28 protein-coding genes are annotated in these 25,916 nt (G+C 45.8%); 22 read left to right on the top strand and 6 right to left on the bottom strand.

The window, feature by feature from the left end:
- Positions 1-96: 96 nt before the first annotated feature.
- Positions 97-570: a hypothetical protein gene (locus KNQ04_RS07915; RefSeq protein WP_214849097.1), complete on the top strand. Its 474-nt coding sequence runs from the start codon at positions 97-99 to the stop codon at positions 568-570.
- A gap of 172 nt (positions 571-742) precedes the next feature.
- Entirely contained in the window at positions 743-1,042 is a 300-nt protein-coding gene (locus KNQ04_RS07910) for an excalibur calcium-binding domain-containing protein (RefSeq protein WP_214849094.1), read from the top strand.
- Positions 1,043-1,085: 43 nt separating this feature from the next.
- On the opposite strand, the gene KNQ04_RS07905 is transcribed toward KNQ04_RS07910, so the two are convergent.
- A complete protein-coding gene (locus KNQ04_RS07905) occupies positions 1,086-1,409 on the bottom strand; it encodes a thioredoxin family protein (protein WP_214849091.1) in 324 nt (107 codons plus the stop codon).
- Between the two features lie 306 nt (positions 1,410-1,715).
- On the opposite strand from KNQ04_RS07905, the gene KNQ04_RS07900 reads away from it, so the two are divergent.
- Positions 1,716-2,585: a cation diffusion facilitator family transporter gene (locus KNQ04_RS07900; protein WP_214849231.1), complete on the top strand. Its 870-nt coding sequence runs from the start codon at positions 1,716-1,718 to the stop codon at positions 2,583-2,585.
- A gap of 45 nt (positions 2,586-2,630) precedes the next feature.
- Here KNQ04_RS07900 and KNQ04_RS07895 read toward each other — a convergent pair whose 3' ends face one another.
- Complete coding sequence (locus KNQ04_RS07895; RefSeq protein ID WP_251136937.1) at positions 2,631-3,293, bottom strand: class I SAM-dependent methyltransferase; 663 nt, start codon at positions 3,291-3,293, stop codon at positions 2,631-2,633.
- Positions 3,277-3,606, bottom strand: coding sequence for an ASCH domain-containing protein (locus KNQ04_RS07890; protein ID WP_483299244.1), 330 nt, complete (start codon positions 3,604-3,606; stop codon positions 3,277-3,279). The genes KNQ04_RS07895 and KNQ04_RS07890 overlap by 17 nt, the downstream gene beginning before the upstream one ends.
- 208 nt (positions 3,607-3,814) lie before the next feature.
- Here KNQ04_RS07890 and KNQ04_RS07885 point away from each other — a divergent pair, with 208 nt between their 5' ends.
- The 10 genes from KNQ04_RS07885 to KNQ04_RS07840 all read left to right on the top strand — a co-directional run bounded on the left by KNQ04_RS07885 (position 3,815) and on the right by KNQ04_RS07840 (position 17,028).
- Positions 3,815-4,303: a MarR family winged helix-turn-helix transcriptional regulator gene (locus tag KNQ04_RS07885; protein ID WP_214849075.1), complete on the top strand. Its 489-nt coding sequence runs from the start codon at positions 3,815-3,817 to the stop codon at positions 4,301-4,303.
- The gene (locus tag KNQ04_RS07880; protein WP_214849072.1) at positions 4,296-6,020 is read left to right on the top strand and encodes an ABC transporter ATP-binding protein; all 1,725 of its coding nucleotides are present in this window, start codon (positions 4,296-4,298) and stop codon (positions 6,018-6,020) included. The genes KNQ04_RS07885 and KNQ04_RS07880 overlap by 8 nt, the downstream gene beginning before the upstream one ends.
- Positions 6,017-7,885 carry an ABC transporter ATP-binding protein gene (locus tag KNQ04_RS07875; RefSeq protein WP_214849070.1) on the top strand — a complete coding sequence of 623 codons (1,869 nt, stop codon included), beginning with the start codon at positions 6,017-6,019 and terminating at the stop codon, positions 7,883-7,885. The genes KNQ04_RS07880 and KNQ04_RS07875 overlap by 4 nt, the downstream gene beginning before the upstream one ends.
- Positions 7,886-8,031: 146 nt before the next feature.
- Positions 8,032-8,331: a rhodanese-like domain-containing protein gene (locus KNQ04_RS07870; RefSeq protein ID WP_214849067.1), complete on the top strand. Its 300-nt coding sequence runs from the start codon at positions 8,032-8,034 to the stop codon at positions 8,329-8,331.
- 46 nt (positions 8,332-8,377) lie between these two features.
- On the top strand, positions 8,378-9,787 hold the full coding sequence (locus tag KNQ04_RS07865) for an MBL fold metallo-hydrolase (protein WP_214849066.1): 1,410 nt from the start codon (positions 8,378-8,380) through the stop codon (positions 9,785-9,787).
- 170 nt (positions 9,788-9,957) lie between these two features.
- Complete coding sequence (locus KNQ04_RS07860) at positions 9,958-11,760, top strand: mechanosensitive ion channel (protein WP_214849062.1); 1,803 nt, start codon at positions 9,958-9,960, stop codon at positions 11,758-11,760.
- A gap of 222 nt (positions 11,761-11,982) precedes the next feature.
- Positions 11,983-13,368 carry a branched-chain amino acid transporter BcaP gene (bcaP, locus tag KNQ04_RS07855; RefSeq protein WP_214849059.1) on the top strand — a complete coding sequence of 462 codons (1,386 nt, stop codon included), beginning with the start codon at positions 11,983-11,985 and terminating at the stop codon, positions 13,366-13,368.
- A gap of 399 nt (positions 13,369-13,767) precedes the next feature.
- Positions 13,768-14,550: a GNAT family N-acetyltransferase gene (locus KNQ04_RS07850; RefSeq protein WP_214849057.1), complete on the top strand. Its 783-nt coding sequence runs from the start codon at positions 13,768-13,770 to the stop codon at positions 14,548-14,550.
- Between the two features lie 304 nt (positions 14,551-14,854).
- Positions 14,855-16,027, top strand: a complete 1,173-nt coding sequence (tnpB, locus tag KNQ04_RS07845) for an IS200/IS605 family element RNA-guided endonuclease TnpB (RefSeq protein WP_214849054.1) — start codon at positions 14,855-14,857, stop codon at positions 16,025-16,027.
- Between the two features lie 395 nt (positions 16,028-16,422).
- Entirely contained in the window at positions 16,423-17,028 is a 606-nt protein-coding gene (locus KNQ04_RS07840) for a hypothetical protein (protein WP_214849052.1), read from the top strand.
- Positions 17,029-17,441: 413 nt separating this feature from the next.
- On the opposite strand, the gene KNQ04_RS07835 is transcribed toward KNQ04_RS07840, so the two are convergent.
- Positions 17,442-17,888 (bottom strand): NUDIX hydrolase, encoded by a 447-nt coding sequence (locus tag KNQ04_RS07835; protein ID WP_214849049.1) that lies wholly within the window; start codon positions 17,886-17,888, stop codon positions 17,442-17,444.
- The gene (locus tag KNQ04_RS07830; protein ID WP_214849046.1) at positions 17,885-18,967 is read right to left on the bottom strand and encodes a nitric oxide synthase oxygenase; all 1,083 of its coding nucleotides are present in this window, start codon (positions 18,965-18,967) and stop codon (positions 17,885-17,887) included. Before KNQ04_RS07830 ends, KNQ04_RS07835 begins: the two co-directional genes overlap by 4 nt.
- A 183-nt stretch (positions 18,968-19,150) precedes the next feature.
- Here KNQ04_RS07830 and KNQ04_RS07825 point away from each other — a divergent pair, with 183 nt between their 5' ends.
- Positions 19,151-20,008 carry a YihY/virulence factor BrkB family protein gene (locus KNQ04_RS07825; RefSeq protein WP_214849044.1) on the top strand — a complete coding sequence of 286 codons (858 nt, stop codon included), beginning with the start codon at positions 19,151-19,153 and terminating at the stop codon, positions 20,006-20,008.
- A 358-nt stretch (positions 20,009-20,366) separates the two neighbouring features.
- Here KNQ04_RS07825 and KNQ04_RS07820 read toward each other — a convergent pair whose 3' ends face one another.
- Positions 20,367-21,221, bottom strand: a complete 855-nt coding sequence (locus KNQ04_RS07820) for a sulfite exporter TauE/SafE family protein (protein ID WP_214849041.1) — start codon at positions 21,219-21,221, stop codon at positions 20,367-20,369.
- A gap of 118 nt (positions 21,222-21,339) precedes the next feature.
- On the opposite strand from KNQ04_RS07820, the gene KNQ04_RS07815 reads away from it, so the two are divergent.
- The 8 genes from KNQ04_RS07815 (at position 21,340) to KNQ04_RS07780 (ending at position 25,879) form a co-directional block, all read left to right on the top strand.
- Positions 21,340-22,197 (top strand): LysR family transcriptional regulator, encoded by an 858-nt coding sequence (locus tag KNQ04_RS07815; RefSeq protein WP_214849038.1) that lies wholly within the window; start codon positions 21,340-21,342, stop codon positions 22,195-22,197.
- A 106-nt stretch (positions 22,198-22,303) separates the two neighbouring features.
- Positions 22,304-22,567, top strand: coding sequence for a metal-sensitive transcriptional regulator (locus KNQ04_RS07810; protein WP_029332497.1), 264 nt, complete (start codon positions 22,304-22,306; stop codon positions 22,565-22,567).
- A gap of 56 nt (positions 22,568-22,623) precedes the next feature.
- Positions 22,624-23,103 carry a DsrE/DsrF/DrsH-like family protein gene (locus KNQ04_RS07805; protein ID WP_088836179.1) on the top strand — a complete coding sequence of 160 codons (480 nt, stop codon included), beginning with the start codon at positions 22,624-22,626 and terminating at the stop codon, positions 23,101-23,103.
- A 77-nt stretch (positions 23,104-23,180) separates the two neighbouring features.
- A complete protein-coding gene (locus tag KNQ04_RS07800) occupies positions 23,181-23,486 on the top strand; it encodes a rhodanese-like domain-containing protein (protein WP_214849227.1) in 306 nt (101 codons plus the stop codon).
- A 26-nt stretch (positions 23,487-23,512) separates the two neighbouring features.
- On the top strand, positions 23,513-23,809 hold the full coding sequence (locus tag KNQ04_RS07795; protein WP_214849037.1) for a rhodanese-like domain-containing protein: 297 nt from the start codon (positions 23,513-23,515) through the stop codon (positions 23,807-23,809).
- A 52-nt stretch (positions 23,810-23,861) separates the two neighbouring features.
- The gene (locus KNQ04_RS07790) at positions 23,862-24,428 is read left to right on the top strand and encodes a sulfurtransferase TusA family protein (protein WP_159172849.1); all 567 of its coding nucleotides are present in this window, start codon (positions 23,862-23,864) and stop codon (positions 24,426-24,428) included.
- A gap of 31 nt (positions 24,429-24,459) precedes the next feature.
- A complete protein-coding gene (locus tag KNQ04_RS07785) occupies positions 24,460-25,596 on the top strand; it encodes an MBL fold metallo-hydrolase (RefSeq protein WP_214849035.1) in 1,137 nt (378 codons plus the stop codon).
- A gap of 55 nt (positions 25,597-25,651) precedes the next feature.
- Positions 25,652-25,879: a sulfurtransferase TusA family protein gene (locus KNQ04_RS07780; RefSeq protein ID WP_029332503.1), complete on the top strand. Its 228-nt coding sequence runs from the start codon at positions 25,652-25,654 to the stop codon at positions 25,877-25,879.
- The last annotated feature ends 37 nt before the right edge of the window (positions 25,880-25,916 follow it).

Below are 25,916 nucleotides of genomic sequence, written 5' to 3'. Positions count from 1 at the left end.
TAAAATTAAATATTTTTACTTTTTATGGAAGGTTTAACGGTGGGGATAGCGAATACTATTTTATATCAAAAGTAAAAGTAATGGAGGAATTTGAAAATGCCGAAGGGAACAAAGTCTTATCTCGTACTTTTTTGTACGCTATTAATCGTTTCGATTGCGTTGAACGGCTGGCCAGCCGGAATTTATCCGGATGGTTCGATTGGTATAGTACAAATTCTTACGTCGATTGGCTGGTTTGCTTTCTTAATGGGATCAATCCTCATCCTTGAAAACACGTCGCTCATCCGTTTTCTGTTTAACTACCTTCGCTTTGGTTTCATCGGCGGGATGGTCGTCTATTTGATTACACTGTTTGAAAATCATCTCTGGGATCAGACGTGGTTTGACATTATGTCAGGAATCCAATATCCACTGTATGTTCTGTTTATCGTGCCGATGTTTGGTTGGAATGCCTTTACTGCAATTCCATATGGTGAGTTTTCATTTTTAATCGGTTTTCTCTATATATTGATCGCCTTCGGTCTAAGCCTACGGTATAAGAAAATCAAGATTGAGCGGTTACGTTACTAAGTAGTAATTAAAAAGAAAGACCCGCTTCATAACGAAGCGGGTCTTTCTTTGTCTTTTGAACTGTCGGATCAGTCATATCTCTAAAATTTAAAAATAGGAAACTATTTCTAAAGAAATCTACTATAATCAAATTATCACTAAAATTTGGTTTTTTAGAAAAGGAGGTAGACGGATGAAAAAAGCATTAAAGATCGTCATGACAGGTGTACTTAGTATTTCATTACTTAGTGCTACATCTGGTCAAAGTGACGCAGCGACTAAGGCGAAGGCGTTTAAAAATTGTACGGACATGCAAAAAACGTACAAAGGCGGCGTCTCGAAGAAAAAGGGTTTGAAAAACCGAACGGGTTACGATAAAAATGGGAAAGCAATCTATAAGAAAACAAAGTACACCCAACATGTCAGCTTAGCGACATATAATCTCAATAAGTCAAAAGACCGCGACAAAGACGGCATCGCCTGCGAACGCTAAAAAAAGCCCCGCTTTCCATTGAGGAAAGTGGGGCTTCATGCGCTTAGTTGAAGTTCTTTTTGAGGAAGTCTGTCACTTCTCCTGGTGTTTTTGCGTTGGCGCTATGCAAGTGGCCGAGCTTCTCGTTGTTTTGGAAAACGAGTAAACTTGGAATTCCCATGACGACATTATCGGATGCGATTTCCGGGAACTCATCTTTATCGATTGTATAGATTGGAAGTTCTTTGAATTGAGCTTCGACGTCCGGCATGAAGTAGTCCATCCGTTTGCAGTCCGGGCACCAGTCGGCTTCGAACTTGATGATGACCGGTGTTTCGCTTGCGATTAGTTCTTTAAACGTGTCTTCGCTCTTGATGTAGTTACTCATGTGTAATTCCCCCTATAGTATGATCGTTTGTCTTTAGTCTACTGACTCCGGTACGAAGATGCACGAATTATGCTTTTTTTGATGAAGAAATTCCTGCAAAAAAGTTGGTTTCTCGTCAAGTGTAAGCGGTTTTAGTATGTGAAAACCGTGATTTATGAAGCATTAAGATAGTTTGCTTATAGGAAACAAAATTGGTAATTGATTAATTATCTAGTTATAAACAAAATGATTTCTCTAGACCCACTTGCATTGAACTGCTACGATAAGTTTTCGGAATTAAGCAAGTAAGTGGGGGCGGACGGAATGATGGATGAACAAAAATTCGAAAATTTAAAACGAGGCGAACGTGGTGCGATGATTAGCATTGCAGCTTATATCCTATTATCCGTAATTAAGCTGTTCGTTGGTTATTCAGCGGATTCGGCCGCTTTACGGGCGGATGGTTTGAACAATACGACAGACATCATCGCATCGATCGCTGTTTTGATCGGGTTACGGATTTCCCGTCGTCCGGCAGATGACAATCATAAATATGGTCACTGGAAAAGTGAGACGATCGCATCAATGGTCGCTTCCTTCATTATGATGGCAGTTGGTCTGCAAGTCTTAATCGATACGATTTCAAGTTTATTTGAAGGAAAACAAGAATCTCCAGATATCGTCGCCGCATATGTCGGGATCGGTTCGGCAGTGGTCATGTATTTTGTCTACCGTTATAACCGCAAACTGTCTGAAGAAATTGACAGCAAGGCTGTCATGGCGGCAGCGAAAGACAATCGGTCAGATGCCTGGGTCAGTATCGGGGCAGCGATCGGAATCATCGGTTCACAGTTCGGGATGCCATGGCTCGATATCGTGACCGCGATCATCGTCGGCTTCTTAATTTGTAAAACGGCATGGGATATTTTCTCGGAAGCTTCCCATGAACTGACCGATGGATTTGATGAACAAAAGCTGAAGATGTATGAAGACGTGATTTTTGACCTCGAAGGTGTCAAAGGCATCAAGTCGATCAAAGGACGAAACTATGGTAATAACGAAGTCGTCGATGTCGTGATTCTTGTCAACTCGACGCTCAACATTCATCAAGCCCATGATATCGCAACACGAGTCGAAGACACGCTGACGGATGAGTACGGTGTCTATGATATCCATGTTCATGTGGAACCGGAGTGAAGCATGCGTTAAAAGGAACGATCGTCAAAAGACGATCGTTCCTTTTTAATTAAGGGGTTTATACCCGATTACAGCAACGGTATGAAATTGTCTTGAGATAGGCCCTTCGATAAATGTAATGTCGGAAAAACCATATTTTTTTGCGGAAGGAAGCAGTTCATTTTGAACTAAATCCTTCACACCATTCCAAGTGACATCATTTTTACCATCACAGAACGTGATGACGAAATGACCACCTGGTTTTAATACATTATAGATATCTGCTAAGGTGCCAGAAATATTTTTCCAAAAATAGAGCGTGTGTATGGTGAACACTTTATCGAACTGGTTATTCGGAAAAGCTAATTTGTTTAAATCTCCGTATAGGACGTTTACACGACGTGACCGGACAGCATCTTTATTTCTTCTTTTTACAGAACGTAGCATGGTGAAGGAAGAATCGATACCCGTAACCTGCTTTGCTGTTGTTTGATGTACAAGACGTTTGATGGCAGATCCTGCTCCGCAACCAAGTTCTAAAATCGCGTCATCTTGTTGAACGTTCAGCAGATTGACCGTCCACTCAGTCTCAGGTTGATGTTGCCTGACCATTTTTTCCCCGATGTATGTGCCAAATCTCCCTGTAGGATGTGCATATTGCTGATCGATCAATCGCTTAATGGCGGCAATGATGGTGATCAGCTCCTTTCGTTTAAAATTTCCGTTCAATCGTTAATGCGAGTGCCCCGAATACTTTTTCTGATTCTCTTGAATATATCATATAGGTCGCGTCTAACAAGTCGTTCATGGACCATCCGATACAATCGATTTGTTCGAGAGGGACATGCTCATAAAGTGCTTTAAAATCTTTAAAAGTTTGTCGCGCTGTCACTTTGACGATCACTTGTTCAGCCGTAGATAAATTAGTGAATTCAATTAAATCTCCGACTTGAATTGCTTGTCGTTTTTGATCATTTAAGCGAATTTCAACTACTTTTTTTCCGGAAACGATGGATTGAAAAGGGTTTTGATATAATCCCATCTGATGTAACAAAGCCATCTCTCCTTACTCAGAATTTCTTTGATTTCTGCTCATCTTCATTATACTGGAAATACCTCATTCTTGATTATAAATATGTGCATTTTCACATTGTTATTTAGTTGACTTCACGAATTAATCGGCGTAGATTAGTTTACATAGATAATCGTTCTAAATGGAACGATTCGAAATGGAACACGGAGGTGGAAGGATGGAAACAGAACAACGTGAGCCGGTCCGTTCGACGGCAATGATGCAATCTTTTTGGAATGTCCAGCGGCATCTCGTCCGGGCGGCACATCAGACGGCACAGGAAAACGGACTGAGCTTACCGCAATTCCATAGTCTGGTGACGATTGCGCCAAGGAGTCCGATTACACAAAAAGAACTGGCCGCACACACGCATTTACCGAAGAGTACGCTCAGTCAATCGATTGAGGGATTGGTTCAATCCGGCTGGGTCATCCGGGATACGAATCCAGAGAACCGGCGTGAAGTCGTGTTGACGCTGAGTGAGCAAGGGCAACGGTTCGTTGATGCGATCAAACAACAAGAAGCGGGTATGCAGCAACGGCTCGAACAAATCCTCGATCAAATTGATCCTGCTGCCTTTGAACAAATGCTCAAGACGCATGAACAGATTGCAGACGGTTTAAAAGACATCCTGTCATCAGGAAACGGAGGCTGTACAGATGATTAAGTTACTCAAAAATCTAAAAGTCTATAAATGGGCGGTCCTCGCCGTATTGGTCCTCGTCTTTGCCCAGTCGATGTCCGATTTGTATTTACCGACCTTGATGGCCGACATCATCGACAAAGGTGTTGTCGTCGGTGATACAGGCTACATTTGGAAAATTGGTGCGGTCATGCTTGGTATCACGGCACTCGGTGCGACGGCCGCAATTGCCGCAAGTTATTATTCGTCAAAAGCAGCGATGGGGCTTGGGCGCGACATTCGTCGGAAAGTCTTTAACCACGTCGAACGTTTTTCACTGCAGGAGTTCGACCAAGTCGGGACGGCGTCGCTGATTACACGGACGACAAACGACATCACACAAGTCCAACAAGTCGTCATCATGATGTTACGGATGGTCGTCAGTGCACCGATCATGTTCATTGGTGGTCTGATCATGGCGGTCTCGAAGGATGCCAAACTGTCGCTCGTCATCGTCGCCGCGATGCCCGTCCTCGTTATCTCGATCTTATTGATTTTGTGGAAAGGGGTGCCGCTGTTCGGACAAGTCCAAAAGCGACTGGACCGGTTAAATCTCGTCTTACGCGAGAATTTGACAGGTATCCGTGTCATCCGTGCCTTCAACCGGGAGAAAGAAGAAAAAGTCCGTTTGACGCAAGCCAATGCGGACTTGACGGACGTCTCGATCAAGGTCAATAAAATCATGGCATTTTTGATGCCGACGATGATGCTCGTGATGAACTTGACGGTCGTCGGCGTCATTTGGTTCGGAGGGATTCGGATCAATAACGGTGGCATGCAAATCGGTGACTTGATGGCGTTTATCCAATACGTCATGCAAATCATGTTCGCCCTCGTCATGGCATCCGTCATGTTCGTCATGATTCCCCGTGCTGCCGTCTCGGCGAAACGGATTAATGAAGTCCTTGAGATGACACCGACGATGGTCGATGAAGGAACCGCTTCAGCAGACCGTGAGCCGGGTACCCTCGTCTTCGATCACGTGACGTTCAGCTATCCGGGTGCGGAAGCGCCGGTGCTGTCGGATATCAGCTTCAAAGCACGTCCTGGTGAAATCACGGCCGTCATCGGCGGGACCGGATCCGGGAAATCGACGCTTGTCAACTTGATTCCCCGTTTTTACGACGTGACGAGTGGCAGAATCCAAGTCAACGGCGTCGACAGCCGTGACGTCCCGCAAGAGGAATTACGTTCGAAAATCGGCTTCGTGCCACAAAAAGCCCTGTTGTTCACGGGATCGATTGCAGACAACATTCGTTTCGGGAAACAGGATGCTTCATTAGAAGAAATCGAACATGCAGCGCGTGTCGCCCAAGCGACCGACTTCATCGAACGAATGCCGGAACGGTACGATTCCGTGATTGAACAAGGCGGATCAAACGTTTCCGGTGGCCAAAAGCAACGGCTTTCGATTGCCCGGGCGCTCGTCCGGAAACCCGACCTCTATGTGTTCGATGACAGCTTCTCAGCCCTCGACTTCAAGACGGATGCGACACTCCGGAAAGCATTAAAAGAAGAAACGCGTCAAGCGACCGTCCTGATCGTCGCCCAACGTGTCAGTACGGTCATGGATGCGGATCAAATCATCGTTCTTGAGGAAGGGCGCGTCGCAGGCATCGGAACGCATGACGAGCTGTATGCAACAAACGACGTTTATCAAGAAATCGTCAAATCTCAACTGTCAGAGGAGGAAATCGCATGAGTCAGACAACGAAACGACCTGCCGGCGGACCTCCGGGTGGACCCGGTGGCGGTCCCGGCGGTGGGAACATGATGATGATGGGGGAGAAACCGAAAGACTTCAAAGCGACGTTCCGTCGGTTACTCGCCTATTTAAAACCACGGCGGACGGCACTGATTGCTGTGTTTGTCGCCGCGATTCTCAGTACGGTCTTTATGATCGCCGGACCAAAAATCATGGGGACAGCGATTACGGAACTGTTCGAAGGGGCGTATGCGAAGTTCCAAGGGGTTCCGGGTGCTGCCATCGACTTTACGAAGATTGGCCAGATTTTGCTGCTCCTCGCAGGACTTTACGTCATCAGTAGTATATTTAGTTACATTCAGCAATACATCATGTCGAGCGTCGCCCAAAAAACGGTGTATGACTTACGGGAGGACGTCAATCAGAAACTCGAGCGGTTGCCGCTGAAGTATTATGACGGACGACCGAACGGGGAAACGCTCAGCCGGGTGACAAACGATATCGATACGATTGGGAGTACGCTCCAACAAAGTGTCACATCGTTCATTACGTCCATCGTCACAATCGTCGGGATCTTAATCATGATGCTGACGATCAGTCCGCTCTTGACGTTAATTTCACTCGTGACGTTACCATTATCGATTTTTGCGATCCGACCGATCTTAAAACGGTCACAGAAGTATTTTGCCGATCAACAACGGACGCTCGGTCAACTGAATGGTCACGTCGAAGAGATGTATACGGGACACCCGGTCGTCAAGGCCTTCGGTCATGAACGAAAAGCGGTCGCAGAGTTTGACGACGTCAATGAACAGCTGTATGATGCCGGACGAAAAGCGCAGTTCATTTCCGGAATCATCATGCCGATGATGATGTTCATCGGGAACATCAGTTATGTCTTGATCAGTGTCGTCGGCGGGATTTTAGTGACGCAGCGCAGTATCTCAATCGGGGACATTCAAGCCTTCATCACGTATACCCGACAATTCACACAACCGATCACGCAAACGGCGAACATCGCGAACATCGTCCAGTCAACGGTCGCAGCAGCCGAACGTGTTTTTGAATTATTAGATGAAGAAGAGGAAATCAAAGAAGTGACGACACATCACCTGGCACGTGCGGACGGTGCCGTCGCGTTTGAACACGTCGACTTCGGTTATGGAAAAGAACTCTTGATTGAAGACATGAACATCGATGTCCGACCGGGACAAACCGTCGCCATCGTCGGTCCGACCGGTGCCGGAAAAACGACCTTAATCAACCTGTTGATGCGTTTCTATGAATTAAATGGCGGTGCGATCCGGATTGACGGAATCGACACGCGAGACATGTCACGGGAAGACTTGCGGACGACCTTCGGGATGGTCTTACAAGATACATGGCTCTTTAATGGGACGATCCGCGATAACCTCGCGTACGGGAAAGTCGGAGCATCGGAAGAAGACATCATCGATGCGGCTAAAGCAGCCCATGCCGATCACTTCATCCGGACGTTACCGGACGGGTATGAGACGGTCTTGAACGAAGAGGCCTCGAACATCTCACAAGGGCAAAAACAATTGTTGACGATTGCCCGTGCGGTCCTCGCCGATCCACCGATCATGATTTTGGATGAAGCGACGTCGAGCGTCGATACGCGGACGGAAATCTTCATCCAGCAGGCGATGCAACGCTTGATGGACGGACGGACAAGCTTCGTCATCGCCCACCGCCTGTCGACGATTAAAGATGCGGACTTAATCCTCGTCATGGATCAAGGACGTGTCATCGAACAAGGAACGCATGAAGCGTTGTTAAAAGCAGATGGTTTCTATGCGGACCTTTACAACAGTCAGTTTTCCGAAAAAGAAGTCGTCTGACAGGATCAAAAATGAAGCAGTTCCCCTGAAACGGGGAGCTGCTTTTTTTGTCGGAATAATCCTTTTCCTTGATTTTTAATACCGCAGGGGGTATATTATGGACAGAAATCATTTTGCCGAACGGGCAACAAAAGGAGAGAACTTCCATGAAAAACATATCAACGATTGAACTTGAACAAACACTTCAAACGGATGCATCCATCCAGTTGATTGATGTCCGCGAAACGGATGAATACGCAGGTGGTCATATCGAACAAGCTAAAAATGTTCCGCTATCTGAATTGACGGAACGCACAGCTGAACTGGATGCGAAACAACCGATTCACGTCATTTGCTTATCTGGTGGACGGAGCATGAATGCTTCGATGTATTTGGAGCAAGCGGGCTTCGACGTCACGAACGTCGACGGCGGAATGATGAGCTGGGAAGGAAACGTCACACGCTAAGCAACAATCAATCGGGTACGACCATTCAACTAAAGGAGGAATCGTTATGTTATTACGCTATTTCTATGATGAAAAATTAGCACAAGCTTCATATATGGTAGGGTGCCAGAAGACGGGGGAAGCGATCGTCATCGATCCGGCACGAAACATCGAACCGTACCTCAAAGAAGCGGAAAAAGAAGGGCTTCGAATTTCGGCGACGGCGGAAACACACATTCATGCTGATTTCGTTTCTGGGACACGCGAATTCGCGAAACGTCTCGGAACGACAGCTTATCTATCAGATGAAGGCGATGCTTCTTGGAAGTATGGTTTTGCTTCAGAGATTGATGCCCGTCTCGTCAAAGACGGAGAGACGTTCAAAGTCGGGAATGTGACGCTTGAAGTCATGCATACACCAGGTCATACACCGGAACATATCTCGTTTGTCTTATACGATCGTGATCAAACGGTTCCGATGGGAATATTTACGGGCGACTTCGTCTTCGTCGGCGATATCGGACGTCCGGATTTACTGGAAGAAGCTGCCGGTATTCAAGGAACGACAGCACTCGGTGCAAAGCAAATGTTCCAGTCCTTGAAACGCTTCAAACAACTGCCTGACTTCACACAAGTCTGGCCAGGACACGGTGCCGGAAGTGCATGCGGCAAAGCACTCGGTGCTGTTCCGACATCAACGGTCGGCTACGAAAAAGCGACGAACTGGGCACTCCAGATGGAGGATGAAGCAGCATTCGTCAAGGAATTGACAACGGATCAACCAGAACCACCGAACTACTTCGCGATGATGAAAAAAGTCAACAAAGAAGGTATTGCCGTGACGACAGGAATCGATCGTCCACGCCTTGCTGAAGCGAACACAGTGGGAGAACTCGTCAAGACGATGCAAGTCGTCGATACACGAGATGGAAAAACATTTGGTGCGGGACATGTACCAGGTACGATCAACATCCCTTACAATTCGAAATTCGTTGCCTGGGCAGGCTGGTTAGTCGATTTTAATCAGGATATCGCCATCCTCGCAGCAGCGGATCAACTGGAAACGATTCAAACGGATTTACAATCGATCGGACTGGATCGTTTCGTGACATTGCTTGATGTCAAAGAACTGACAGCGGGTCAGTTAACAGAAAGTTATCCAGACTGGACTGCAGACCAAGCCATCGCAGCAGCTGAAGCCGGTGACGTCTATGTCCTTGACGTCCGTAATAAAACGGAGTGGGAAGAGAGCCATTATGAACAGGCTCACCGGATTTTACTCGGAAAACTCGCCGCGCGTCATGAAGAGCTTCCGAGCGACCAACCGATTGCTGTCCACTGTGCATCAGGTGTTCGGTCACGGATGGCGGTCAGTGTCCTCCAGTCACTCGGTCTGAAGAATGTCATCAACATCGAGGGCGGATATGCAGCGATTGAAGACGTCCTGGATGATTCGAAAATAGCAACAGCACGGTAATGACTCATGATGAAAATGGGCGTTCTCTTACGGGAACGTCCATTTTTTCATATACTTTTTTAAGAAAAATATTTTGTGACGTAAAGTGTTTAACATATCCTTTAGCGGGGGAAATTAAAGAAGTGTCAGAAATATATGAATTCATTTTAGAGATGAAGGGGTGTGGAAAGATGAACAACTTTTGGAACACGACGTCATTTGACGCAAACGGGATTCTTGGAACTCTCGGAAACATTTTAGGAGCACTTGTCGTATTCCTGATCGGGTGGCTGATTGCGAAGCTGATCGCAAACGGCATTCAAAAAGCTTTGGAAAAATCCGGTGTCGTCGAGAAATTGATGCCTGAAAAGTCAGCTGAAGCGAAAACGGAGAAAAAGAAATGGACACCAGAGAAAGTCATCGGAACAGTCATTTTTTGGGTCTTAATGGTTTTTGTACTAATTTTAGTATTCAACATTCTTAACCTCGGAATCATCGCAGCACCACTCGCAGACACGATGAGTACGTTGCTTGCCGCGATTCCGAACATCTTAAAAGCTGCACTCGTTCTACTGTTTGCCTACATCATCGCCGTCGTTTTACGGATGATCATCGTCAAGGGTGGAACGAAGTTGATGGCGAATGAAAAAGTTCGTTCGAACAAAATGCTTCAAGGGCAAGCAGATTTATCGAATTATCCGAAAATTGCCGGGGATATCGTCTTTTACTTGGTCCTGTTGATTTTCCTACCAGGTGTGCTCGATGCACTCAACATTAGCAGCGTTTCGGAACCATTTAGTCAGTTATTATCGTCATTCCTTGGGTTCATCCCACGTCTGATTGCGGCAGCGGCGATCTTCTTCGTCGGATTCCTTGTTGCGAAGATTGTGCGCGATATCGTCACGAACTTCCTGCATGCAGTCGGGACAGACAAATTTGCGTCACGCTTCAACATTGGTACAAACGAACAAAAAGATACAAAATCGCTTTCTTCAATCCTTGGTACAGTCGTCTTCATCTTAATTTTAATTCCGATTACGATTTCGGCACTGGATCAACTCAATATTAAAGGAATCACAGGACCAGCCATCAACATGTTAAACGATGTTCTCGGTATGATTCCAAACATTATCGTCGGGATTGTCCTAATTCTTGTTGGTCTTTACGTTGGTCGCTTCGTGAAAAAATTTGTTGCCGATCTCTTGTCACGCCTCGGATTCAACAACTTAACACGTCACTTGAAAATCGGCAACTGGGATGCAAACAATGCTTCGACATCGCCATCATCGATTGTTGGATCACTTGTAGAAATCGTTATCGTCGTCTTGTTCGTCGTCGAAGCGTTCAACTTGATTGGTCTTACCTTCATGGTCGATTTAGGTCGTGCAGTCCTTGCTTTCCTTCCAAGCGTCTTGACAGCAATCGTCATCTTGGCAATTGGTATTATCGTCAGCAACTTGGTGAAACGTACGATGGACAGCTTGTTTGCAAAATCAGATTTAAAAGTTCTTTCAAACGTTGCGAAATACGCTATCCTAGCTCTAGCTGTCTTTATGGCACTTGATCAACTTGGTGTTGCAGCTACAATCGTCAACTCAGCGTTCATCTTGATTCTTGGTGCTGTTGCACTTGCATTCGGTTTAGCATTTGGTTTAGGTGGTCGTGATAATGCATCACGTTACCTCGATCGTCTCCAGAAAAAAGCAGAAAACGCAGATATTGACACATCAAACTTGCCATCAAACAACACACCGTCTGCTTCAACAAAACCTAGCTTAAAAGAAGCAGCAAAAGGTGCGGCGACAAAAGCAGCAGATGATGTCACACCGGACCGGGCACCACGTTCTTCACGTCCGTCAGATTCGAATGAAAAAAATCCGACACATGGTACACCAAAAGGTGCACTTCCTGAAAATGATTTAGCGCAACAAGATGACTATCCGATTGACCCAAATCTTGGACCGAACCTCGATCATCCAAATGATCGTCCGTAAGGCTGAAGAAATCCCCTTCGTGTATTCGCGAAGGGGATTTTAGTGCGTCAACGCATATTTGCATATGTGCGTTGTAGTAATTAACAAAATTGGTCAAACCAATTTGTGAAAAAACACAGATGGGACTGCTTATAAAAGCTGACATCGTTTGTTATGATGAGAAGGTCAATCAGAAAATGATTTGAATATTCAGAAAAAAGAGAAAAGTTCGGAGGATGAATCATGAGTTTGCTTCGTAAAAAAGATGTCAGCGTAATGATGGAAAATAAAAGCCATTCTAAGCTTGCGCGTCATCTATCTGGTTTCGATTTAGTCTTACTCGGAATCGGTGCCATCATCGGTACAGGTATTTTCGTATTAACAGGAACAGGCGCTTTATACGCAGGTCCAGCATTACCGGTCTCATTCATTATTTCAGCCATTGTCTGTGCGTTAGCCGCCCTCTGTTATGCGGAGTTTTCTTCGATGATTCCTGTATCGGGTAGTGTATACACATACACGTACGCAACGATTGGTGAACTCGTCGCCTGGATCATCGGTTGGTGTCTGATTTTAGAATACGGACTTGCTTCGAGTGCCGTCGCTACAGGTTGGTCGGGATACTTCCAGTCACTGTTAGCCGGATTTGACATCAATCTGCCGACAGCTCTCACTGCTGCACCGGGTGCTGTACCGGGAAGTGAGACGTTCTTTAACTTACCGGCCTTTTTGATTTTAATGGTCATCACTTTCTTGTTATCACTCGGAATCAAAGAAACGAAACGCGTTAATAATGTCATGGTTCTCGTCAAAGTTGCCGTCGTCATCTTATTCATCGTCGTCGGGATTTGGTACGTTGAACCAAGTAACTATACACCATTTGCACCATTTGGAATCAGTGGTGTTCTGCAAGCATCAGCGATTGCTTTCTTCGCTTACCTTGGCTTTGATGCCGTGACGTCAGCGGCAGAAGAAGTAAAAGATCCGGGTCGGAACTTACCGATTGGGATTTTAGGATCACTTTCGATCGTTACCGTCTTATACGTCGTCGTTTCTGCAATCATGGTCGGAATCGTTCCGTTCAAGCAGTTTGAAGGTGTCGACAGCCCGGTTTCGCTTGCTTTGAAAGTCGCAGGTCAAAACTGGGTCGCTGGATTCGTCGATTTAGGGGCAATCGTCGGGATGACGACAGTAATCCTTGTCATGACGTTTGGTCTTGTCCGTCTGTTGTTTGCGATGAGCCGTGACGGATTACTTCCGAAAGTTTTCTCGGACGTTAATGAAAAATCCCATACACCGGTCAAAGCGACTTGGATTCTCGGTACGACATCTGCTTTGATTGCCGCATTTGTCCCGCTCGGAACGTTAGCTGAATTGATTAATATCGGAACGCTTGCTGCATTCGCGTTAATCTCCGTTGCTGTCATCATCTTGCGTCGGACGCGTCCTGACTTGAAACGGGCATTCAAAGTCCCATTCGTCCCGGTTCTTCCGATTTTATCAGTTCTCGCATGTATCATGCTGATGTTGAACCTTCAAACCTTTACATGGATTGCGTTCTTCATCTGGACAGCGATTGGATTACTGGTCTACTTCGGATATGGAAGAAGCCGTTCGAAATTGAATTAAGTACACGATCACCCTCGATTTCATCGGGGGTGATGTAGTGCGTAGATAAGAGTGATGTGAGGAAGTAAAAGCGTCTTTCCTTTCGTTGCTTTCCTCGGGCGAGGCGCAAGCCGTTGCTCCTTGATCCTCACGGACAATGAGCAGGGTCTTGCCTGCCTCTGACAGCGCAAGGGAACTTGCACTTTCTCCGTAGGAGTCAACGAAACGTGCCGCTTTGAAGACGAGACAGGGGAGCATGATACGTAATCATCCCCGTATGGATTCCTCATGTTTCATAGAGTTTGTTTATCGTCTCGATCACCCTCGATTTCATCGGGGGTGATTTTTTTGTTAGGAACAAGTGCAGGAAACGTCTCTCAAAGAGTCGAACGATTGAAGAGAGAAGAGGAGGAACTACATATGATTCATATTAAAAGAAATCCTGATTTAGAATCTGCCTACAAAGCGATGCAAGAAGGGTTCAGTGATTACATGATTCCGCTCGGTTTGTCACTTGAAGTTTTTCAGGAACGGATTTTGACGCGGGATGCCAACCAGTTGGAGCACTCGTTTGTCGCTTTTCATGGAGAACGACCTGTTGGGTTATGGCTGAACGGTCTCAAGAAAATCAAGAAGGAACAAGTCATGCGGTGTGGTGGTCTTGGTATAGATCCGCAGTATCGCCGTCTCGGCATCGCAAAAGCATTATACGAGGCTCAACTAAGTTATGCGAAAGAGCTGGAAGTCGATCGATTGATGCTTGAAGTCATCCAAGGTAATACACCTGCAATTGATTTGTATCACCATCTCGGCTACCGCCAAGACCATGAACTCGGGTACTTCAAGCGGGATGAACCGAGTCACGTTGACCCACTCGTTGAGATTGATGAGACGGCATTTGAACGGAGATATGCCCAGCAAGGCGAATACATCTGGCAGCAAGATTTGGGCGTGATGAAATATAGGAAGGCAACCTATTATGAACTGGATGGAGCATTCATCGCTGCTGCAAACGACTCGATTTTTGCCATTCTGACGGAAGAATCAGAGGTCGCGCGCATCGCGACAGAAGCGACCCGACGTTTGAGTGGAACGACGTATCAAGTACAGTCGACGAATCCACTTGTCTGGGAAGCATTGCGTGCAGAAGGATGGGTACAGCGTGATTTAAAACAATTCGTCATGAGTAAAGCCATTCGTTAACGAAAAAAATAGCCATCGTTCGTAAGTAGTGACTACTACTTTGGAACGAATGGCTATTTGTCATGTCCATAAACTAATCATGACGATGATGGCGAAAATTACGAATAAGATTCCAGTGCCACCAAGTATGACGAGCATAATTTTGTTCATCATTGGAAAGGCCTCATTTCTAGAGTGTTACTCTTTATCTAAATTAGGAGAGAATACGCCCACTTCTAAACGATTCGGGTGAAACCCTAGTGAAAGTGGGAGATGAATCGCCACCCTCTCTTTCGGGTATATCCTTTGTAAGGAGGTGAACATAATGTTGACATACAAGGCCTACAAATTCAGAATCTACCCGACAAAAGAGCAGGAAATCCTAATCGCGAAGACCATTGGTTGTTCGCGCTTCGTCTTCAACCACTTCTTGGCGAAGTGGGATGAGACGTATAAAGCGACAGGGAAAGGACTGTCTTACGGTTCTTGTTCGAAAGAACTCCCGCTGTTGAAGCAAGCGTTCGACTGGCTGAAGGAAGTCGATAGCACGTCTGTGCAGACGAGCGTCAAACATCTTGCTGATGCCTTTGACCGCTTCTTCAAGAAACAGAACGAACGGCCTCGCTTCAAGTCGAAGAGCAATCCCGTTCAATCGTATAAGACGAACATTCAGGGCAAGTCTCAACTTCCAGAAGTCTCGATCGTCGGCGCCAAAATCAAAATTCCAAAGCTGAAGTGGGTGCGTTTCGCCAACTCGAGGCAGGTCGTCGGACGCCTCTTGAACGCGACCATCCGACGGAACGCTTCAGGAAAATACTTCGTCTCCCTGCTCGTCGAGCAGGAGAGCAACGAAATGCCGAAGACGGGCTCATTCGTCGGCGTCGATGTCGGGTTGAAGCACTTCGCCATCCTGTCGGACGGCACGGTGTACAAGAATGACCGTTACTTCCGTTCGCTTGAGAAAAAGCTAGCGCGCGAGCAACGTAAACTCTCTCGTCGTCAACGGTTGGCCTTGGACAAGAAAGTGAAACTTTCCGAGGCGAAGAACTATCAGAAGCAGAAGCAGAAGGTCGCCCGCATCCACGAGAAGATTGCCAACAAGCGAACCGATTTCCTGCACAAGGTATCGACCGAGATCGTCAAAAACCACGACGTCATCGGCATTGAGACCTTGCAAGTGAAGAACATGCAGAAGAATCGCAAGTTGAGCAAGTCCATCTCCGAAGTCAGTTGGTCGGAGTTCTTCCGCATGCTCGGATACAAGGCGGAATGGTACGGGAAGACCGTCGTGAAAGTCGGCAAGACCTTCGCCTCCAGTCAACTGTGCTCCAGTTGCGGACATCAACACAAAGACGTGAAACATCTTGGCTTGCGTGAATGGACATGCCCGAGTTGCGGGATCCACCACGACCGTGATGTGAACGCAGGACTGAACCTTAAACAAGAAGCTGAACGCCTCTTAGCTTCTTCAACCGTCGGGACGACGGGGTTAGCCTGATCAATTTTCGACCGTTAGGTCGGATCACTCAGGAATCCTCCACCTCTAAGCGAAGCGTAAGTGGAGTTAGTTCAATTTACGAAGTAACTTAAGCGTGCACTATATTTGTCCCATTCGTCCAGTCCTTCGTTTCTTGAAACGGTAGAGACAGCCGTAAAACAAAAGATTTACACTAAAAACAATATGCATCCTCTTGATGTTTTTATTTACTCAGCGCCAAAATCTATATATGTAAGTACATCATAACTGAAATTAAATTAAGTTTATTAACTACACGAAACAGGATGATGATCAAAATGAATAAAATAGATACTATACCTATTGGAATAGCTATTTTTAAATGCTAACTTAATTAAGCAATGCATTGCCATTTCTATTCTAAAAGGAGATTTATTATGAATTTCATCAAACCCGCTTTAGCAATAGTCGTCACTTCTGCACTTACTTTTTCTTTGGTCCATGATGTAGGAGCGAAATCAACAGAACCATCACAGCATCAAAAAAATGTTTACTATAAGCAGTACGCCGTGACAATCAATCAAGTGAATGAAAAATATCCTGATGCTGATCTAGAGCTTGCGTCAAAAAAACAGTTCAAAAAAGAAGATTGGGTTTCACCTGTCCAATTTAAAAAAGTAGCATTGAAACGTGTTAATAACGAGTTCTCTGAAAAAAATAATGGTTCAACTAAAATGGCTACCTCCTCTAAAACCAAAACGAAGTCATTTAAGGCAAAAGGAGCAAGTGCTTACATTGCGATCAAAGGTGAATTCGAAACGGATACTCGAGGAAAACGTCAAGTATTCACTGGTATCCTCTCATTGACTTCAAAATCGCCCTCTAAAGGGACATGGAAACAAACAGGTTATTCAGCGGACTTGATTGATGCGCTGACTACCTATGATATTTCTGTAGGTGGTAAGTATACAGAGAGCGGTATTACTACCTCTCATGTCATTCCCGTTCAATTTCACTGTGAGGTAGGCGGAGATGTCATCTGAGGTGGGAGTATTCTCGCCTGATTTTTGATAAAAGTCCGTCATGCCAATGGAACATCTACGCTTTCTATTTCGTCGACTGAACTTTAGTTACTTGAACTTTTGCAGGAAATATGATTGATATTATTTCCGGTATCGCATGACTTATTTTGATGAAATACATAATTGAGAAGATGACACGTAAAAAAAACGCCTAGCTTTCTTTTTTAGAAAGAGGCGCATTAACTTAGAGTGGACTGCATGAAAACCTGTATAGAACCTTTTCTTAATCAAAGCGTTATTTTGCAGATCAGCGTGAAGGCATTATTCATTGGAATAGCTTATGTCTCACCTGAGGAAAGTACGAGAAAAGAGAGTGTTTTTTTACAGACTCTTGCATCAAAAAAACTTTAGATACAACCTGAGTGCTTTAAGAGTTAGCGTTTAGCAATATAATCTTGAATCATCAGAAGATGCGAACCGACGATATTATCCGGTAAGTCCGTCAGCGACACATACGTCAATGCAACACTTTCATCACTGACACGGAGTGTGCCGGAAGTATCGGACGCAATGTACGCAAGGGTGACGCTTTGAAACACATCCCCATTTGCGAGTGTCGTGACGTAATTTTTACCGGAGTAGACACCAAGCAGATTGAGCGTATCCGCGACGAGACCGGTTTCTTCGAATAACTCACGTCGCGCGGTCTCTTCCGTTGATTCTTCCCATTCCATGAGACCACCCGGAAGACCGAAACGTGCTTGATTTTCATTTCGTTGTTCAAGTAAAATCTGTCCTTCTTTAATGACGAGGACAACCGAGCCGACTAAAATCAGCGGAGTGTGTCCGACTAAATCACGGATGGATTTGACGTAATTCATCGCGGGACCTCCTGGTGGAACGGACATTTCGCGGCTTGCGTTTGTTTCGGGAAAAAGTTCGGCCGTTGCAATGCATTGTCATAATCTTTATGGAAGACGTGTGTCGTTGCACCGCTCATCGGCGGGACGAGCCACGACCATTCTCCGGTGACATCACGACCGCAAGTGGCTTCATTTTTTTCGAACCGGGCGAATTGTTTGGCTGCCGTATGATGATCGACGATCGTCACCCCGGACCGCTCGAAGGATTCGAGGACGGCGACATTCAGTTCGACGAGGGCCCGGTCTTTCCATAAGGCACGTTCGCGGGACGTGTTCAGACCAAGCTGTTCTGCGACGAGCGGTAAAAGATTGTAGCGGTCCGAATCGGCGAGATTACGGGCGCCGATTTCTGTCCCCATATACCATCCGTTAAAAGGAGCGCATGGATACGAAATGCCGCCAATCTCAAGGCGCATGTCGGAAATCATCGGGACCGCGTACCACTTGATTTCGCGCCCGGCGAATAGGTCGTAGTCGGGATGGGTAATCGTGACTTCAAGAATCAGTTCTTGCGGAATCTCATGGACCGTCACCTGACCATCCAGTTCAATCAGGAGCGGCAAAACATCAAAGGCCGTTCCTGGTCCTGTCCAACCAAGTGCCTGGCACTGCTTCGTGAAGGCGATGGATGCCGGGTCCCCGAGTATGCCGTCGGCTGTTTCGTAGCCGGCGTACCGAATCAGTTGATGATTGAGGACACGGACACGTTGCGGATGGAAAATCGTAATCGTCGAGCGAATCCGTCCATCATTGGTTGCGTGGTAAATGTGATGAAGTAATGCGTCGCGAATCGCTTCAATTGTCGTCGCTTCGCGGGCATCGATGACATGCAGTTGATCCCAAAAGAGGCGGCCGATGCACCGGTTGCTGTTACGCCAAGCGAGTTTAGCACCGAACGTCACTTCATCCGTTGTCTGCGTATAGGTGCCGGTTCGCTGGATTTCTTTACGGACGACTTCCAAACGATCTTTCATATGTGGTGTCTCTTCTATATAAGATGTTAAGAAGCGTTCTGCTTCTTCAAGTAAATGCTGCACAGTAATTGCGTCCTTTCTTCATCCAAAACGACAGGGTTTCTGACTCTAGTGTACAAGCAGAATGAGGAGAGCGCCAACTGATAGTGACTGAAATGGTTCTTACAAGTTCAAAAGACGTTCAAAGATTAATTAGAAGGAAGAAGGGGGATAGATAAGAGAATCAATGAAAGTGAGGAAATTCGTATGTCTTTAGTTAAACCAGTTTTTATTCGTTTTTTTGGTGAAGCTTTTTTCGATAAATCGGCACAGCTCGCCTATTATTTGATGTTGTCCTTATTTCCGTTCCTATTATTTGTTGTCGGGTTAGTATCTTTTTTACCGTTCACTTCCGGTGAAGTCCTTGATTTGATTCGTCCATTCGCTCCAGCCGAAACGTATGACTTAATCCGCCAAAACATCGCCGGGATATTTGACAGCGGGGGACTAAAGCTTGCTTCGATCAGTTTTATTGCAGCTTTTTGGCTCGCCTCGATGTCGGTCCAGTCGCTCGTCCGTTCGCTCAATGATGCGCTTGAAGTAACGCGGAAAGTCCCGTTTTGGCGGGGGCTATTACAGGACTTCGGCTTTACGATCGGCATGATGTTCATCTTGCCATTTTCGCTCGTTGTCCCGGTTGCTGAAAAATTAGCCCGGCGCTTTATCAGTCATTTTGCACTCATCGCAGATATTGCAGCGGACTATTCGTCCATCTGGTTTGTATTCCGCTGGGGGCTCGGATCGTTATTCCTCTTCCTGTTTTTTGTGTTGTTGTATCGCATTTTACCGAGTGTCAGCTTAACGATTCGTCAAGTACTCCCGGGGGCATTGTTTGCAACTATCGCGTGGCAAGTCGTTTCCGAAGTATTTTCATACTATGCTGAGTTCGGAAGTTATGACCGGTTGTACGGACAGCTCGCCGGAATCATTGTCCTGATGACCTGGTTTTATTTATCGTCCGTCGTCTTGATGCTCGGTGGACTGATGAATGCAGAACGGATGCGACAGAAAAAAGAAGCGAAAATCATGAAGCCTGAAAAAACCAAAAAAGAAACTGTCCGCTAAGGGCAGTTTCTTTAGTGTGTAGATAAACGCTTATGAAGCGTGAACATACGATATCGAGAAGCAATCCGTTCGTGCTATACCGTCTGCATGCCTGGATTTCCGTCACGGTGTTACCTGAAAAGCGTCACGTTTCGTTGACTCCTGCGGGCATAAGTGCGTTTTTAACGCGACTTGCCAGAGGCAGGCAAGACCCTGCTCGTTGTCCGTGAGGATCAAGGAGCAATGGCTTGCGCCTCGCCCGAGGAAAGCAACGAAAAAAGACGCTTGATCTCCCGATAGCACGTTGTCTTCAGTATGCGGATAAAGAAGTAAGAAGATTGCTTTTCGCTTTGGACGCGATTCAAACAAATCTCATATCCTAAGAACGTCTACTTCTTACTTTTTGATAGAAAAATAGAATCAACAGTCCGATCGTAAAGACGCCGAGCAAGATGAGCGATCCTGTTTCCTGCCCGAAGACTTTTAACATGACACTGACGGCGACGACGGAATAAAAGACACCAAGACTCTTTCGGACGAAATGGTCTTCAAACAGATGAAGCAAGGAAGCACCGATCGGAGAGCCGATAAACGCACCGACGATTAAAGTGATGCCGAGATAAAGGGGAGCTTCTGTCCCTGAAGCGAGATAACTGGCAACGCCACCAAGGACGATCAGTGTTGCCGAGGCGATGCTCGTGCCGATGGCTTGTTTCAGTGGGAACCGGACCCAACCCATCAAGAGCGGCGTCAATAAGAAGCCACCACTGACCCCCATGAGGGAGGACAAAATCCCGGCAGCAAATCCGATCACCATCAATTTATAGAGATTCGCTTGTGTGACGTGTCCTTCGACGGGTTTTCGTTTCGATGGTTTTAAGAACTGAATCGCAAACCAGGTCAGCAAGACGATGTAGAGGGCGGAAATCATCGCATCAGCACCCGTCCGTTGTTCGAGCCAAAAGACGACCGGCGTGATGACGGCAGAACCGACGATCCCCGATAATCCGACGGCTAACGCATCACGGACATGGAAATTTTTCAGACGCATATGCGATACCGTCCCGGTCACGGTCGAACCGAGTGTCAATAACAGACTGAGGACGATGGCCGTGCTTGGCGGATACCCGATAATTAACAGGAGGGGGGTTAAAATGATCCCTCCGCCGATTCCGAAAAACCCGGATAAGATCCCGATCGCTGTTCCTAACAGAATAAATAATATGAATTCCACGCAGTAAACCCTTCTTTCTTTTGTACTTGATTTATCTTTACTGTACCGGGCGTTGATTCATTATGAAAATAGATTATACTGATACAAATGATTATAAAAGTTAATAAGGAGGGATAAAATGCGTCTCCATGAATTAAGAACGTTTATTTCCTTAGTCGAAACAAAACACTTTACGAAAACAGCAGAGCAACTCTATATTTCACAACCGACCGTCAGTCTGCATTTAAAACGGTTAGAAACGCATTTTGGACAAGCATTGATTCATCGGCATTCTTTCAATAAAACGATTGAAATATCGGAAGCTGGACAATTGGTTTATCAACACGCGAAAGAAATCCTGCATCAAGTGGAACGACTCGATCAAGAGATGGATGAACTCGAAGGACGTGTTCGTGGTCACCTAAAAATTGCTGCAACGCATACGATTTATGAAACGATGCTTGAAAAGATGATACACCGTTTTGTAACGCTATATCCGGAAGTCATGATTGATGCCAAGCTAATGAATCAGGAACAAGTCGAACAAGCTGTGCTTCATTATGAAATTGATTTAGGTCTAGTCGAAGGAACGGTTGAAGCACCACAAATTAAAGTGACGCCCTTCGCATTCGATCGACTCCGAGTGATTGGTCAACGTGAACTCGATCTCAACGAGGCAACGTTCATTTACCGTGAGGAGGGGTCTGCTGGGCGAGCGGCACTCGAAGCATGGTTGGAAACGAATGATATTGTTCCGCAACGGATCATCACGGTCCATTCGAATCGTCTCGTGAAACAGTTAATTGAAAATGGAACGGGCATTTCGATGATTTCAGAGCGGTTGGCAGGAACGATGCTCGATTCAGTAAATTACCGGGTTCATAACCAGGACCCAATTCAACAGCGGATTTTTCAATTCGTGACGTTACAGGAACACCCGACACGTCTATCCGAAAAGTGGATGGCGATGGTAGTGGAAGAATTTAAACAGAATTAAAAAAAGAAAAACTTTTTCGTTGACTTATACCCCCGTAGGTATTAAAGTATGAAATGTACCAACGAGGTATGACGAACGTCACACGAAAAAGGAGAGTGGTCTTCAAATGGAAAAATTATATGAAGATCGAATCATTCATCGAATGAACCGGATTGAAGGACAACTACATGGCATCGTCCGTATGATGAAAGAGGATGCTTCTTGTAAGGATGTCGTCACACAGCTCAGTGCGACACGAAGTGCAATTGATCGTGTCATCGGACTGGTTGTGAGTGAAAACCTCATCGGTTGTGTCAAGAATGATGAGACAGAAGAAAACCATGAACAGGCTGTTGCAGAAGCCGTTCAATTGCTTTTAAAAAGTCGATAAAAATTTTTAAAATATTTTATACCCCATAGGGTAAAGTAGATGGAGGAATTAATTAAATGTCAGATGTTAAAAAAACAACGATTGTATTGTTCAGTGGAGATTACGACAAAGTGATGGCAGCATACATCATCGCAAATGGAGCAGCAGCGTACGATCACGAAGTTACGATTTTTCACACGTTTTGGGGATTAAACGCGATGCGTAAAGATGAGCCAATCCAACCGGATAAAACGTTCCTCGAAAAAATGTTTGGTAAATTCATGCCACGTGGTGCAGATAAAATGCCACTTTCGAAAATGAACTTCGGTGGAGCCGGTCAAAAAATGATTAAAAACGTCATGAAAAAACACAATGCGATGCCACTTCCGGATTTGATTGAACTTGCGAAAGAACAAGACGTTAAACTTGTCGCGTGTACGATGACAATGGATTTACTTGGTCTGAAACAAGAAGAATTACATGATGGGATCGAATACGCAGGTGTTGCAGCATACCTCGCAGACGCAGAAAACGGAAACGTCAATCTCTTCATCTAATTAGAGAATGGGGGAATCATAAAGTGGATATCTTAACCGTTGTTTTTCTACTGATCGTCGCGTTTCTTGCTTACCGTATGTTTGCACCGACGAAAGGTGTTTCGAAGATTTCAACAACCGAACTAAAAAGTAAGTTAAATGACCGCAATCGCTTTTACTTGGATGTCCGGACACCGGGCGAGTTTAAAGGAAACCACATTAAAGGGTTCAAAAACATTCCGCTCCAAACCTTACCGACGCAACTCGGAAAAATTCCGAAAGACAAGGAAGTCATCGTAATCTGTCAAAGCGGGATGCGGAGTAAACAGGCTGTCAAGCAACTCAAAAAAGCAGGTTATCCAAACGTAACGGAAGTATCCGGCGGCATGAACGCATGGCGCTGAACGTAAACTAAAGGAGGATGAACGAAATGAAACGACTAACAGCTAAAGAAGTACAAGAAAAGCTTGAAAACGGGGAACAATTGAACATCATCGACGTACGTGAAGTCGACGAAGTGAAAGAAGGCAAGATTCCTGGAGCGAATCATATTCCGCTTGGTCTCGTTGAATTCAAAATGAATGAACTCGATAAGAAAAAAGAGTACGTCATGGTTTGTCGCTCTGGTGCACGCAGCGGTCGCGCAGCGACATATCTCGAAGGACAAGGCTTCCAAGTCATCAATATGGACGGCGGCATGATGTCTTACGAAGGAAAAACAGAGTAAAAAAAATTTTTAATCTTAAATATACCCCTAGAGGTAAAAGGAGCGAATACTTTTGCAGACAATTAAAACAGACGTTGTACTCGACGCACGCGGACTCGCTTGTCCGATGCCAATCGTCCGTACGAAAAAATCAATCAAGACACTCGAACCAGGTCAAGTCATCGAAGTGCAAGCAACCGATAAAGGGTCAACCGCTGATTTGCGTGCTTGGGCGAACAGTACAGGCAACCAGTACCTCGGAACGATTGAAGAAGGGGACGTGTTACGTCATTACGTCCGGAAGTCTTCTGGAAATGATCAGGAAGCACCTGCTTTCACACAAGTAGTGAATAACGAGACACTTGAAGCAGTGCGCTCAAACGACGATGTGCTCGTTCTTGATGTACGTGAAACGGCCGAGTATGCTTTCGCCCATATTCCGAACGCGATCAACATTCCGCTCGGTGAGCTCGACACACGCAGTGATGAACTCGATAAAACAAAAACGATTTACGTCGTTTGCCGGACAGGTAGCCGGAGTGATCTCGCATCACAACAACTCGATGCAAAAGGATTCACGGTTCAAAATGTCGTCCCGGGCATGAGCCAGTGGACATTTGATACGGCAACGACTGTTTAATTACTAAACCGCTTAGGAGGAACAACAACAGATGGCACACGCAATGACGACTCAAGAAGTCACACAAAAAGTTATTAACCGTCAATCACTCTTTATCTTAGACGTCCGGAACGAAGATGCATTCGCGGACTGGAAAATTGAAGGCGAGAACTTCAATTACCTGAACGTTCCATATTTTGATTTACTCGATGGTGTTGAAGATATTCTCGATCAACTGCCGACGGATCAAGACGTTCTCGTCGTCTGTGCAAAAGAAGGTTCTTCAATCTTCGTCGCCGAGATGTTAGAGGAAGCGGGACGGACTGTTTCTTATCTAGCAGGTGGCATGAAAGCATGGAGCGAGCACCTCGAACCGATCTCACTCGGAACATTAAATGAAACGGGTCAAGATCGTGGGGAAGTCGTCCAGTTCGTCCGAATCGGAAAAGGCTGCCTTTCTTATATGATTATCTCGGAAGGCGAAGCGGTCCTCGTTGACGCAACGCGGATGACAGATGTTTACCTCGATTATGCGACAGCGCGCAATGTCAAGATTACACATGTGTTTGATACACACTTACATGCCGATCATATTTCAGGTGGTCGTGAAATCGCTGAAAAAACGGGTGCGACCTATTGGTTACCACCAAAAGACGCGACAGATGTGACATTCGAATACGCGAAACTTGAAGATGGTAGTCATGTGCAAGTCGGAGATACACAAATCGATGTGCTTGCCCTTTATTCCCCGGGACATACGATTGGTTCGACATCATTCGTCGTCGACAACCGGTATCTCTTAACGGGCGATATCTTGTTCATCGATTCGATCGGTCGTCCTGACCTCGCAGGTCTTGCGGACGACTGGGTCGGTGACTTACGGAACTCGCTCTACAAGACGTACCGTGAACTTTCGAACGACTTGATCGTGCTTCCAGCACACTTCATGTTGATTGAAGAATTGAACGCAGATGGTAGTGTCGCGGAGAAACTGAATGTTCTCCTTGCGAACAATCATGGGTTGAACATCGAAGACGAAGCCGTCTTCCGTAAGATGGTGACAGAGAACTTGCCACCGCAACCGAATGCGTATCAAGAAATCCGCGAAACGAACATGGGTAAGAAGACACCAGATCTCGAAACACAACGTGAGATGGAAGTCGGTCCGAACCGGTGTGCCGTTCGTTGATCAGCTCGAAAACTATACTAAAGCAAAGCAAGCAACTATTAGGAGGAATTCACCAATGAAATCAGAACTCGTACTCGACGCAAAAGGACTTGCATGTCCAATGCCGATCGTCAAAACAAAAAAAGCAATCGCAGGACTTGAATCAGGACAAATTTTAGAAGTGCATGCAACAGATAAAGGTGCTAAAAATGATTTACAAGCTTGGGCAAACTCAGGCGGTCATGAGCTCGTTAAACACGAAGAAGAAGCGAGTGTCTTGAAATTCTGGATTCAAAAAGGGTAATTCAAGTTGAAGGGGGCTGTTGACAGTCCCCTTTTTT

It is taken from the genome of Exiguobacterium sp. s193 (assembly GCF_018618755.1).
In the GTDB taxonomy this organism is placed as follows: Bacteria; Bacillota; Bacilli; order Exiguobacteriales; family Exiguobacteriaceae; genus Exiguobacterium_A.
The sequence above is the reverse complement of the archived record's forward strand: the minus strand, read 5'-3'. Positions and strand labels throughout refer to the sequence as shown.